This is a genomic window from Herminiimonas sp. CN (assembly GCF_000622895.1).
Classification (GTDB): Bacteria; Pseudomonadota; Gammaproteobacteria; order Burkholderiales; family Burkholderiaceae_D; genus AVCC01.
In genome coordinates this window covers 1-12,334 of the sequence record NZ_AVCC01000020.1, presented here as the reverse complement: position 1 = coordinate 12,334, position 12,334 = coordinate 1, and the positions used below count along the sequence as shown (strand labels likewise).

The following is a 12,334-nucleotide window of genomic DNA, read 5'->3' as shown; positions in this document are numbered from 1 at the left end:
CAGTGTCAAAAAATTCAGGGCATCAAAATATACCCAACACGGTATTTTTTGATGCCCTCGATATACATGCGAAAAAAGCAGTTAAATTAACTATACTCCATCCGCATCTTGATTCAAGAAGCGCTCAGGCGGTCAGCAAGCGCAAGGCTTCCGCGTATTTCTGCCCGGTTTTCTCGGCCACTTCGGCCGGCAGGCGCGGCGCCGGCGCCTTCTTGTCCCACGGCTGGGTTTCCAGCCAGTCGCGCACGAACTGCTTGTCGAACGACGGCGGCGACATGCCGACCTGATAGCTGGCTGCAGGCCAGAAGCGCGACGAATCCGGAGTCAGGATTTCATCGATCAGATGCACGGTGCCGTGCTCGTCGAGGCCGAACTCGAACTTGGTGTCGGCGATGATGATGCCCTTGGTGGCCGCGTATTCGGCCGCCTGGGTGTACAGGTTAATGGCGGCGTCGCGCACCTGGCGGGCGATGTCGGCGCCGACGATTTTCTCGGCTTCGGCATACGAGATGTTCTCGTCGTGGGCGCCCATCGGCGCCTTGGTCGACGGCGTGAAAATCGTCTCCGGCAGCTTCTGCGCTTCCTTCAGGCCGGCCGGCAAGGCGATGCCGCAGATCGCGCCGGTCTTCTGGTAATCCTTCCAGCCGGAACCGATGATGTAGCCGCGCACGATCGCTTCGATCGCCAGCGGCTTGAATTTCTTGACCACGATCGCGCGGCCCTCGACCTGCGCGCGCTCTTCCGGCGTCACCACAGTGACCGGGTCGATGCCGGTTTCGTGGTTCGGCATCAGATGGCCGAACTTCTTGAACCAGAAATCCGACATCGCGGTCAGGACGCGGCCCTTGTTCGGGATCGGGTCGTCCAGGATGACGTCGAACGCCGACAGGCGATCAGTCTGGATCACCAGCAGCTTGTCGTCGCCGACCGCGTAAATGTCGCGCACTTTGCCGCGATGCAGGAAAGGCAGGGATTTGATGTTTGTTTCCAATAGGCCGGACATGATTCTTCCTTATTCAGTTCAATTCAGGCAATTTGGCATTGCGTACTTTTTCCGCCTGCGCGGCGCGGAAGGCGACCAGCTTGGCCTTCAGGCCGGCATCGTGCAGCGCCAGCATCGCCACCACCGCCAGACCGGCGTTGCCGGCGCCTGCTTCGCCGATGGCCAGGGTTGGCACCGGGATGCCCTTGGGCATCTGCACGGTAGCCAGCAGCGAATCCAGGCCTTTCAGATATTTGGACGGGATCGGCACCGCAAACATCGGCAGGATGGTTTTCGATGCGACCACGCCGGCCAGATGGGCGGCGCCGCCGGCGCCGGCGATGAAGGCCTGGCAGCCGCGCGCTTCCATGTCGGCGACCCATTCTTCCACTTCGGTCGGGGTACGGTGCGCGGACAGTGCGCGCGCTTCAAAGCTGATGCCGAAATCCTTGCAGACTTGCGCCGCTTCCTTCATCACGTCCCAATCGGAAGTGGAGCCCATGACAATACCAACCAGTGTTTTTTCAGCCATTTTCATTCACCTAATTCACGTCAGCAATAAAGAAGGGCACCGGAATTTTCGGTGCCCTCCGCTTCAATGCCGAATTATTTCACGATTTGGGCAAGTTCGCCTTTCTTGTAGCGTTCGGCCATTTTTTCCAGCGGGATCGGCTTGATGGCGGCAGCGCGGCCTTCGCAACCGAACGCCAGGAAACGCGCCTTGCAGACTTCCATCGCGGCTTCGCGGGCCGGCTTCAGGTAGTCGCGCGGATCGAACTTGGACGGGTTCTCGAACAGGTAGCGGCGGATCGCGCCGGTCATCGCCAGCCGGATGTCGGTGTCGATGTTGATCTTGCGCACGCCGTGCTTGATGCCTTCCTGGATTTCCTCGACCGGCACGCCGTAGGTTTCCTTCATGTCGCCGCCGAACTGGCGAATCTCGGCCAGCAGTTCCTGCGGCACCGAGCTGGAACCGTGCATCACCAGATGGGTGTTCGGGATGCGGGCGTGGATTTCCTTGATGCGGTCGATCGCCAGGATGTCGCCGGTCGGCTTGCGCGAGAACTTGTAGGCGCCGTGCGAGGTGCCGATCGCGATCGCCAGCGCATCGCACTGGGTGCGGGCAACGAAGTCGGCGGCTTGCGCAACGTCGGTCAGCAATTGCTCGCGGGTCATCTTGCCGTCGGCGCCGTGGCCGTCTTCCTTGTCGCCCATCATGGTTTCAAGCGAGCCCAGCACGCCCAGCTCGGCTTCGACCGTGACGCCGATCGCGTGCGAGAACTTGACCACTTCGCGCGACACGTCGAGGTTGTATTCGTAGCTGGCGACGTTCTTGCCGTCTTCCAGCAGCGAGCCGTCCATCATCACCGAGGTGAAGCCGGACTTGATGGCCGCCATGCAGACCGCCGGGCTCTGGCCGTGATCCTGGTGCATTACCACCGGAATGTGCGGATAGGCTTCGACCGCCGCCGAAATCAGGTGGCGCAGGAACGCTTCGCCCGCGTATTTGCGCGCGCCGGCGGAAGCCTGCATGATCACCGGCGAGCCGACTGCATCGGCGGCCATCATGATCGCGGTGACCTGCTCCAGGTTGTTGACGTTAAAGGCCGGCAAGCCGTAGCCGTTTTCAGCCGCATGGTCCAGCAATTGACGCATGGATACGAGTGACATGGTAATACTCCCAAAAAGAACAAAAATTAATATTCGCCGGCCTTGACGATCTTCAGTGCATTGGTGCCGCCGACCTGCCCCATCGGTTCGCCCCAGGTAACGACCACGGTATCGTTCTTCTGCACGATGCCGCTGGCCACCAGCAAGTCTTCCGCCGCTCGCAGCGCCGTCTTGGTAACGTCCGATTTTGCCAGACTCAGTGCACGCACATTGCGATATAACGCAAGCTTGCGCTGGGTGCCGATGCTCGGGGTCAGCGCCATGATCGGCATGTTGATGTTGTAGCGGCTCATCCAGAGCGCGGTCGAGCCGGATTCGGTCAGGGTGGCGATCGCCTTTGCACCCAAATGATGGGCGGTGAACAGCGCGCCGTAGGCGATCGACTGGTCGATCCGGGAAAATTGCACATTCAGGAAATCGGCATCGAGCTTGTAAATATCGGACTTTTCCGCCTCCAGGCAGATTGCCGCCATCGCCTCCACGGTCTCGAGCGGATATTTGCCGGACGCGGTCTCGGCCGACGTCATCACCGCGTCGGTGCCGTCCAGCACCGCATTGGCCACGTCGGACACTTCGGCCCGGGTCGGCACCGCGTTGACGATCATCGATTCCATCATCTGGGTGGCGGTAATGGCGATCTTATTTGAAGCGCGCGCCATCTTGATCATGCGCTTTTGCAGCCCCGGCACCGCGGCGTTGCCGACTTCCACCGCCAGATCGCCGCGCGCCACCATGATGCCGTCGGACGCATCGAGAATCGACTGCAATGCCGGAATCGCCTCGGCGCGCTCGATCTTGGCGATCATCATCGGCTTGTGGCCGTAGGGCTCGCCGGCGATGTTGGCCAGTTGGCGCGACATTTCCATGTCGGTCGCGTTCTTCGGGAACGACACCGCGACGTAATCGGCCTGGAAACGCATCGCGGTCTTGATGTCTTCCATGTCCTTGGCAGTCAGCGCCGGCGCCGACAGGCCGCCGCCCTGGCGGTTGATGCCCTTGTTGTTGGACAGCTCGCCGCCGATTTTCACCGTGGTATGGATTTCACTGCCGATAATCCGCTCCACCACCAGCACGATCAGGCCGTCGTTGAGCAGCAGCACATCGGCCGGCTTCAGGTCGCGCGGCAGCGCCTTGTAATCGAGCCCGACCCGCTCCTGATTGCCCAGCTCGCAGTCGGCATCGAGAATGAATGCATCGCCGTTGGCGAGATGGATCTTGCCGTGCTCGAACTTGCCGACCCGGATCTTCGGCCCCTGCAGATCGGCCATGATGGCAACTTCGCGCCCGCATTGGGCGGCAGCCTGGCGCACCAGGTTGGCCCGCTCGATGTGATCCTGCGCCTTGCCATGCGAAAAATTCAAGCGCACCACATCCACTCCGGCCTCGATCATACGCACCAGAATTTCCAGTTCGCTCGATGCCGGGCCAATGGTGGCGACGATTTTGGTTGCTCGAAACATAGGGGCTTTCCTTGGTTGATATTCGTCAGTAGAGCGGGTGACGCCCGCGTTTTTCGCTCGGCAAAACTGCGCGGATTGCACCCGTCCAAATTTAAAAACCCGCCATCCCCGCGAAGGCCGGAATGGCGGAATCTGAATTTGCAACGGGCCCCTAAGCGGGCCGCCTATCAATTACACAAAAACAAGGGGTATGATGATTTTCATGCTATTTACCGCACAGTTTTATTGCGGAGTGAAAATATACTCAGGCTATTGCCAGACATGCGCCAAAACCTGCACGCGGCAGCGGTCAGGTTTTGCGCTGCATCAGAATTTCCACCGCCGGCAGCGTCTTGCCTTCCAGAAACTCCAGGAACGCGCCGCCGCCGGTCGAGATGTAGCCGATCCTGTCGGTGATGCCGTACTTGGCAATCGCCGCCAGGGTGTCGCCGCCGCCGGCGATCGAAAACGCCTTCGAGCCGGCGATCGCCATGGCCAGCGTGCGGGTGCCGCTGCCGAACTGGTCGAACTCGAACACGCCGACCGGCCCGTTCCAGACGATGGTGCCGGCGCCGGCCAGTTGTTGCGCCAGCATGGCGGCGGTTTTCGGCCCGATATCCAGGATCATGTCGTCGGCGGCCACGTCAGCCACATCCTTGACGGTCGCTGCTGCGGTGGCGGAAAACTCTTTCGCGCACACCACATCGACCGGGATCGGCACCGATGCGCCGCGTTGCGCCATCATCGCCATGATGGCGCGCGCTTCTTCCAGCAAATCCGCCTCGACCAGCGATTTGCCGATCTTTAGTCCAGCAGCCAGCATGAAGGTGTTGGCAATGCCGCCGCCGACGATCAGGTTATCGACCTTGTCGGCCAGCGCCTTCAGGATGGTCAGCTTGCTCGACACCTTGGAGCCGGCCACGATCGCCACCATCGGCCGCGCCGGCTGGTGCAGCGCCTGGCCCAGCGCATCCAATTCAGCCGCCAGCAAGGGGCCGGCGCAGGCAATCGGCGCGAACTTGGCGATGCCGTGGGTGCTCGCCTCGGCCCGATGGGCGGTGCCGAACGCGTCGTTGACGTAGATATCGCACAACTTGGCCATTTTTTGCGCCAGCGCGTCGCTATTTTTTTTCTCGCCCTTGTTTACGCGGCAATTTTCCAGCAGCACCACCTGGCCCGGCGCCACCGCCACCCCATCCAGCCAGTTCTGCAGCAGCGGCACCGGCCGCCCGAGCAGTTCCGACAGGCGCTGCGCGACCGGCGCCAGCGAATCCGCCGGCTTGAATTCGCCCTCGGTCGGGCGGCCGAGGTGCGACGTGACCATCACCGCCGCACCGGCATCGAGCACCTGCCGAATCGCCGGTACCGACGCGCGAATGCGGGTATCTTCTGTGATCTTGCCTGCATCGTCCTGCGGCACGTTCATATCTGCGCGGATAAATACGCGCTTGCCTGCCAGCGCATTGGCGGCGATAAGGTCGCTCAATCGATTGAATTGCATGTCTGTCCTGATGCGGTCGAAGGAAAAGCCGTTATTTTACCGCAGCGAACGCGATCCAAAACCGTTTTATACCAACGGAGACGCTGGCACGATTGACGGCAAATTTCAGAGCAGAAAACGAACCAGGGTAAATAGCCCCATGCCGACCACGATCGTTCCCAGCAGGCGCCCGGTCGCCACAAAAAATACCGCGGCGCCGATACCGGCCAGCAGCTTCGGATTGACCAGCGAAACGGTAACGGCGCCGCCCGACAGCAGCAAGTCCGGCACCACGATCGCAGCCAGCGCGGCCGCCGGCGCGTAGCGCAGCGCATGCTGGACTGCGGGTGGGAACTTGATCGCATTGCCAAGCAAAAAGAATGAACTGCGCGTCAAAATGGTGGCAACGGTCAGCAGGATGATGGTGACCCAGGTGTCAAAGTCGCTCATGTTTTTTTCTTTTCGAGCCAGGCATCGATCAGCATCGCGGCCGCCATGCCGAGCACCATCGCCAGCAGCAATCCAAGCCGATAGGGCAAGTTGGCCGCAATTACCGCGACGATACCGGAAATTACCACGCCGCCCAGTGCCGCCGCGTTGATAATCAATGGAATCATGATCGCCAGCAAGGCCAGAGTACCGGCAAAACCGATGTTCCAGGACTCGGGAATCCGGCCCGCCAGAAAAATTCCGGCTACCGCACCGACCTGCCATGCCAGCCAGTTGCTGTAGCCGATGCCCATGTAAAAACCCGCTTTGCCGGCTGGCCGGTACAACGTTTCCGCAGGAAACCGCAGCGGGAACAATCCCGCCGCAATATCGCCATTGAAATAACCGTACCAGAGACGTTGATACCACGGCAAATGCGAAAAATGCGGGCCGAGAGCGGCGCCGAAAATCACGAAACGCAAGTTCACCACCATCGCGGTGGCGAATATCACGATCACCGGCGCATTGGCCATCATCAACGGCAGCGCCGCCAGCTGCGCCGAACCGGCAAACACCAGAAACGTCATGCCGAGCGCCTGCCACAGCGTCAGGCCGGCCTTGATCATCGCCATGCCGGACACCAGCCCCCAGGCCAAGATGCCCGGCATGCTGGCCAAAGAAGTCCTGAAACCCTCACGGAATGCGGCCTGTTCCGGCGGCAGCGCATGCGCGCCATTGGCGCCTGTGTTTTCCATACTGCTTTATTTCACCTTGTTGGCACTGCATACCGGTCCGGATGCGATTATGGGTGCGTTGGCTGCAAATATATCAACCGGCCATTCTACCGATACCGCTTCCGGGCTGCCCGAATCCGTTAAAATCGTGGTTTATTCCGGTTAATAACTTTGATTGCTTTGACATTTTGGGAGATTGCGCCATGTCCATGGACGACCGCGACGGCAAGATTTGGCAAGACGGCACACTGATCGACTGGCGCGCTGCCAAGATCCACGTGCTGACCCACTCGCTGCACTACGGCATGGCCGTATTCGAAGGCGTGCGCGCCTACAACACGCAGCAGGGCACGGCGATTTTCCGGCTGAAGGAACATACCCAGCGCCTGCTGAACTCGGCCAAGATTTTCCAGATGAAGGTCCCGTACGATCTGGCAACCCTGATGGACGCGCAAAAACAGGTGGTGCGCGAGAATCAGCTCGAATCCTGCTATCTGCGCCCGCTGATCTGGATCGGCTCCGAAAAGCTCGGCATCTCGGCCCGCGGCAACACCATCCACACCGCCATCGCCGCCTGGCCGTGGGGCGCGTATCTGGGCGAGGAAGGCATCGCCAAGGGCATCCGCGTCAAGACTTCGTCCTTCACCCGCCACCACGTGAATGTCTCGATGGTGCGCGCCAAGGCTTCCGGCTATTACATCAACTCGATCCTGGCCAACCAGGAGGCGCTGACCGACGGCTACGACGAAGCGCTGCTGCTGGACACCGAAGGCTACGTCTCCGAAGGCTCGGGCGAAAACGTCTTCATCGTCAAGAACGGCAAGCTTTACACTCCCGACCTGGCATCCTGCCTGGACGGCATCACGCGCGATTCGGTGGTCGTCATGGCGCGCGACCTTGGCATTGAAGTGATCGAAAAACGCATCACCCGCGACGAGATGTATTGTTGCGACGAAGCCTTCTTCACCGGCACCGCCGCCGAAGTCACGCCGATCCGCGAGCTCGACAACCGCCAGATCGGCGCCGGCCAGCGTGGGCCGATCACCGAAAAACTGCAAGCGCTGTTCTTTGAAGTGGTCGCCGGACGCGCACCGCAATATCAGCACTGGCTGACGCTGGTGTAATTCAGTTAATCCTTCTGAATCAATTTCAGAATCAATTTCGGGCGGCCGGTGCCGCCCGGCAACGGAGAATCACATGCAAGCAACGAAAGCAACAAATCCAGCCAAGGTCGGCGCCATCGTGGAACTCGACGGCAACGATTTGCCCGCGCATTGCCCCAACGTAGCGATGCCGCTCTGGTCGTCCCACCCGCGCATCTTCCTCGACCTGTCGCACGGCGGCAGCGCAACCTGCCCGTATTGCGGCACCGTGTACCGGCTCAAGCCGGGCGCCGTGATCAAGGGACATTAAAACCCGTTTCAAGGAAATAGCCTGGATCGGTTAGCGTGGCGCATTTCCCGGAAAAGCTTGTTAGATTATTAAAATTATTGCGCTTGCGCAGACAATCACGCGGCAATCGGGTACAGAATAATCTGCATGAAATACTCCGCGCCGTCATGGTTGCCGAACGGCCACCTGCAAACCATCTACCCCGCGACTTGCATCGCCAAGCCGCCGGTGGCCTACCGCCGCCAGCGCTGGGATGCGCCGGACGGCGACTTCATCGATATCGATTTCGTCGATGGATCGCCCGGCCAGCCGTTCGTGGTGCTGTTTCACGGACTGGAAAGTTCATCCGACAGCCACTACGCGCGTGCGCTGATGGCGCAGGTCGCGGCGCGCGGCTGGTCGGGTGCGGTGCCGCATTTCCGCGGCTGCTCGGGCGAGCCGAACCGGACGCCGCGCTTCTATCATTCAGGCGACACCGCCGAACTGGACTGGATCATCCGCCGCCTGCACGCAGAAAAGCAGCAAGCCAGCCGTTTCTACGCCGCCGGCGCATCGCTGGGCGGCAACGTGCTGCTGCGCTGGCTGGGCGAATCGCAGCATCAGGCCGAAATCATCGACGCCGCCTGCGCGGTATCGGCGCCGCTCGACTTGGCGCAGGGCGGCGCAGCGCTGTCGCACGGCATCAACCGCATCTACACGCGCATGTTCCTCAAGACCATGAAGCCGAAATGCCTGCAAAAGCTGGAGCAGTTCCCCGGTCTGTTCGACCGCGAAAAAATGCTGCGGGCAAACAATCTGTACGACTTCGACAATATCGTTACAGCGCCCTTGCACGGCTACCGCGACACCGACGATTACTGGGATCGCGCCAGCGCCAGGCATGTGCTGGGCGACATCACGCTGCCGACGCTGGTACTCAACGCCCGCAACGACCCCTTCCTGCCGGCGCAGCACCTGCCGCAGCAGGCGGCGGCAGCGGTGGTGCTGGAATATCCGGAACAGGGCGGCCACATCGGCTTTGCCGCCGGCGCGCTGCCCGGCAACATCGACTGGCTGCCGCAACGGATGCTGGGTTTTCTTGATGGGACGGCCTGACCAGCTTCGTCAGGCAGATATATACTTGCTACCGTATAAAGTGCTACCACAATAAATAAATGCGGGAACAGCATATTTTTCAACATACTCCAATAAATTGGATATAGAAATGGACGAAATCGTCAAGCAGGCCATCGCCAAATGGCCGGACGTACCGCATTGCTACGGCTGGCTGGCGCTGGATGCGCGCGGCGCCTGGCGCATGCGCGACGAGCGCGCGCAGCAGCAGGACTTGCCTGGCGAGCGCATCGCGCATCCGGCCCTGCTCGGCTTCATCCGCCGCAACTACCTGGCCGACGAGCGCGGCCGCTGGTTCTTCCAGAACGGGCCGCAACGGGTATACGTCAACCTGGAACTGACGCCCTACATCGTGCGCAGCGATCCGCAGCGCGGTTTCGTCACCCAGACCGACGAGCCGCTGGCCGGCATCGATGCGGTCTGGCTGACCGACAGCGGATGCCTGATCCTGCGCAGCCAAGGCAAGATCGCCGCGCTCGACGACCGCGATCTGGCCCAGTGCATCGAACGATTGCGCATCGACGATAGCATTGTCAGCGACAGCGCGTTGCTGGACTGGATCGACAACCAAACCGGTGCAACAGCGCGGCCGTTGCATCTGCTGCACGATGGCCGGCAGTTGCCGGTGCAGCGCATTGCCCAGGCTGCGCTGGCGCAGCACTTCGGCTTCGTCAGCGCGCCGCAGGCGGCTTAGCTTGCATTTGTACTACTGCGGCTTCTTGCCCTGCTCCTTCAACACATCGCGCCAGCGCGCCTGCAGTTCGCGCTCGCGGGCGTCGATCACGGCCTGGTCGTAGAACGACGCATCCGGCGCCCGGCGCGCAATCGTCAGTTGCTGCAGTGCGTCCGGCAGGCTGCCGTTCAGCGCATACGATTCGGCCAGCGCGATATGCTGCAGCGCCTGCCTGCCCTGCGCCGCATAAGCCTCGGCCAGCACTTGCTGCAACTGCGGCTCGCTGCGATACAGTTGCGCCTGGTCGCGCAGGTAAGCCACCGCATCATCGAAGCGCGCCGCCGCGATCAGCGCCTGCGCATACTGGCGCGCAATCCCGCGCGACAGCGGGAATTGCGCGCGCGCCGCAGCGGCCAGCTTGACTGCCTGCTGCGCCGGTTGCGCCATTTCCGGCGACGCCTTGGACGCCAGCGCGATGTCGGTTTCCAGACTGGCCATGATCGCGTCCTGCGGCGCCAGCGACGCCACCCGCGCCTCGGCCAGCAATGCTTTCGCCCTGGCCGGTGCGCCCTGTTTCAGCGCAATCAAGGCCAGGCCGTATCTGGCGGCGGCGGTTTGCATCCGCGCCTTTTGCTGCAACTGCTTATCGAACCATTCGCCGGCCTCGCGCAAGCCCTGCGCGCTGCCGTCCTGCAGCACCCGCAGGCGCGCCTTGATCAAATGAAAAGCCAGGCTGTCGGGGCGCGGCACGTGCGGCTGGTCGCGGATGCGCGCCTCGATATCGGCGATGCGCTCGGTAGTCAGCGGATGGGTCAGCAAGAACGCCGGCACCGCATCGGAATACCCGTGTGTAGCCTTTTGCATGCGGCCGAAAAAGGCCACCATGCCGCTGGTATCGAAGTTGGTCGCCTGCAAGATCTGCAAACCGATCCGATCCGCCTCGCGCTCGGCATTCCGGCTAAAACTCAACTGGCGCTGGATCGCCAAGCCCTGGCCGCCCACCGCCAGCGCCATCGGCGCATCGCCCGCGTTGTGGCTGCGCGCAGCCAGCACGCCCAGCAGAATCGCCGCCAGCGGGATCAGCGCATCCTGTTTTTGCTGCCCCAGCATGCGGGCGATATGACGCTGCGCCACATGGCCGATCTCGTGCGCCATCACCGACGCCAGCTCCGACTCGCTCTGCGCCGCCAGCACCAGGCCGGAATGCACCGCGACAAAGCCGCCCGGCAAGGCAAACGCATTCAGCGTGGCATCGCGCACCGCGAAAAAGGAAAAGTCAAAACCGGCCTCGCCGCGCACTTCCGGCCGCGCCGCCACCAGGCTGGAGCCGAACGCATTCAGATACTCCAGCACCGGCGCATCGTCCAGGTAATCGGGATCGCGCCGGATATCGCGCATGATTTCCTCGCCCAGCTTGCGCTCCATCAGCGGCGACAGCGCATCGCTATCGGCATCGCCCAGCGTCGGCAAGCCTTGCGCGGCAAGCGGCAGCGGCGCAAGGGGCGCGGCGCAGGTGGCGGCGATCAGCGCCAGCGTCAATAAGCGTGGCAGCAGCTTCATTTTCGGGCCATGGTGTTTTGTTTTCACGATGCTATGATACCCGCTCCCAACAATCGTTCCACGCCCATGAACCGCATACCAGACACCCCCGCCGGCCTGACCCATTTCGATGCCGCCGGCCAGGCCCACATGGTCGATGTCGGCGCCAAGGATGCAACCCACCGCATCGCCGTCGCCGCCGGCACCATCCGCATGCAGCCGGCCACGCTGGCCATCATCCAGGGCGGCAATGCCAAGAAAGGCGACGTGCTCGGCATCGCCCGCATCGCCGCCATCATGGCCGCCAAGCGCACCAGCGACCTGATCCCGCTGTGCCACCCGCTGGCGCTGACCCGCGTCGCGGTCGAATTCAGCATCGACGCCGCAGCCGCCAGCGTCCACTGCCGCGCGCAAGTTGAAACCTGCGGCAAGACCGGGGTCGAAATGGAAGCGCTGACCGCAGTCCAGGTCGGCCTGTTGACTATCTATGACATGTGCAAGGCGGTCGATCGCGGCATGGTGATGACCGATGTGCGGGTGCTGGAAAAGCACGGCGGCAAGTCCGGGGATTGGGTCGCGGGGTAGTCAGTAGGGCGGAAAAGCGCAGCGTCTTCCGCCATCGGCACACCAGGCCATCGCTGCCTCAAGCCGATGTTTGCAAACGGCACGGACAAAAAAAACAACCCACCCGACGACTAGGGTGGGGTTTTGGGTTTTGGTTGGTCGGCCCGGGTCCGGGTACGGACCGGTCCGGTCCGTACCGTTACGGTAGGTTAAGGTTACGTCCTACCAAAACTTAAAACTTTTAAACTTTTTAACCTTTTTACCCTTAACCAAACTTAAGTTCGGACGTAGTCGAACTAAACTAACTACCTACCCTTA

Annotated in this window: 14 protein-coding genes; 6 read left to right on the top strand and 8 right to left on the bottom strand. The window is 61.7% G+C overall.

Annotated elements, in window-relative coordinates:
- Nucleotides 1–124: 124 nt before the first annotated feature.
- The 7 genes from HMCN_RS0106470 to HMCN_RS0106440 all read right to left on the bottom strand — a co-directional run bounded on the left by HMCN_RS0106470 (nt 125) and on the right by HMCN_RS0106440 (nt 6,669).
- Complete coding sequence (locus tag HMCN_RS0106470; RefSeq protein WP_025916615.1) at nt 125–1,006, bottom strand: phosphoribosylaminoimidazolesuccinocarboxamide synthase; 882 nt, start codon at nt 1,004–1,006, stop codon at nt 125–127.
- Between the two features lie 10 nt (nt 1,007–1,016).
- Entirely contained in the window at nt 1,017–1,514 is a 498-nt protein-coding gene (gene purE, locus HMCN_RS0106465; RefSeq protein WP_025916614.1) for a 5-(carboxyamino)imidazole ribonucleotide mutase, read from the bottom strand.
- A 74-nt stretch (nt 1,515–1,588) separates the two neighbouring features.
- Nucleotides 1,589–2,653, bottom strand: coding sequence for a class II fructose-bisphosphate aldolase (gene fba, locus HMCN_RS0106460; protein ID WP_025916613.1), 1,065 nt, complete (start codon nt 2,651–2,653; stop codon nt 1,589–1,591).
- A 26-nt stretch (nt 2,654–2,679) separates the two neighbouring features.
- Entirely contained in the window at nt 2,680–4,113 is a 1,434-nt protein-coding gene (pyk, locus tag HMCN_RS0106455; RefSeq protein WP_025916612.1) for a pyruvate kinase, read from the bottom strand.
- Nucleotides 4,114–4,402: 289 nt separating this feature from the next.
- A complete protein-coding gene (locus HMCN_RS0106450; protein WP_025916611.1) occupies nt 4,403–5,593 on the bottom strand; it encodes a phosphoglycerate kinase in 1,191 nt (396 codons plus the stop codon).
- Between the two features lie 105 nt (nt 5,594–5,698).
- Complete coding sequence (locus tag HMCN_RS0106445) at nt 5,699–6,022, bottom strand: AzlD domain-containing protein (protein WP_025916610.1); 324 nt, start codon at nt 6,020–6,022, stop codon at nt 5,699–5,701.
- Nucleotides 6,019–6,669 carry an AzlC family ABC transporter permease gene (locus tag HMCN_RS0106440; protein ID WP_369792138.1) on the bottom strand — a complete coding sequence of 217 codons (651 nt, stop codon included), beginning with the start codon at nt 6,667–6,669 and terminating at the stop codon, nt 6,019–6,021. Before HMCN_RS0106440 ends, HMCN_RS0106445 begins: the two co-directional genes overlap by 4 nt.
- Here HMCN_RS0106440 and HMCN_RS19540 point away from each other — a divergent pair.
- The 5 genes from HMCN_RS19540 (at nt 6,668) to HMCN_RS0106420 (ending at nt 9,934) form a co-directional block, all read left to right on the top strand.
- Nucleotides 6,668–6,901, top strand: a complete 234-nt coding sequence (locus HMCN_RS19540; RefSeq protein WP_162174119.1) for a hypothetical protein — start codon at nt 6,668–6,670, stop codon at nt 6,899–6,901. The two genes, HMCN_RS0106440 and HMCN_RS19540, sit on opposite strands and share 2 nt — an antisense overlap.
- Before the next feature lie 37 nt (nt 6,902–6,938).
- Nucleotides 6,939–7,859: a branched-chain amino acid transaminase gene (locus tag HMCN_RS0106435; RefSeq protein WP_025916608.1), complete on the top strand. Its 921-nt coding sequence runs from the start codon at nt 6,939–6,941 to the stop codon at nt 7,857–7,859.
- 73 nt (nt 7,860–7,932) lie between these two features.
- The gene (locus HMCN_RS0106430; RefSeq protein ID WP_025916607.1) at nt 7,933–8,148 is read left to right on the top strand and encodes a zinc-finger domain-containing protein; all 216 of its coding nucleotides are present in this window, start codon (nt 7,933–7,935) and stop codon (nt 8,146–8,148) included.
- Nucleotides 8,149–8,274: 126 nt separating this feature from the next.
- The gene (locus HMCN_RS0106425) at nt 8,275–9,222 is read left to right on the top strand and encodes a YheT family hydrolase (protein ID WP_025916606.1); all 948 of its coding nucleotides are present in this window, start codon (nt 8,275–8,277) and stop codon (nt 9,220–9,222) included.
- 109 nt (nt 9,223–9,331) lie between these two features.
- Complete coding sequence (locus HMCN_RS0106420) at nt 9,332–9,934, top strand: DUF2946 family protein (RefSeq protein WP_025916605.1); 603 nt, start codon at nt 9,332–9,334, stop codon at nt 9,932–9,934.
- Between the two features lie 12 nt (nt 9,935–9,946).
- On the opposite strand, the gene HMCN_RS0106415 is transcribed toward HMCN_RS0106420, so the two are convergent.
- On the bottom strand, nt 9,947–11,473 hold the full coding sequence (locus HMCN_RS0106415) for a M48 family metalloprotease (RefSeq protein WP_051566812.1): 1,527 nt from the start codon (nt 11,471–11,473) through the stop codon (nt 9,947–9,949).
- Between the two features lie 66 nt (nt 11,474–11,539).
- On the opposite strand from HMCN_RS0106415, the gene moaC reads away from it, so the two are divergent.
- On the top strand, nt 11,540–12,037 hold the full coding sequence (gene moaC, locus HMCN_RS0106410; RefSeq protein WP_025916603.1) for a cyclic pyranopterin monophosphate synthase MoaC: 498 nt from the start codon (nt 11,540–11,542) through the stop codon (nt 12,035–12,037).
- The last annotated feature ends 297 nt before the right edge of the window (nt 12,038–12,334 follow it).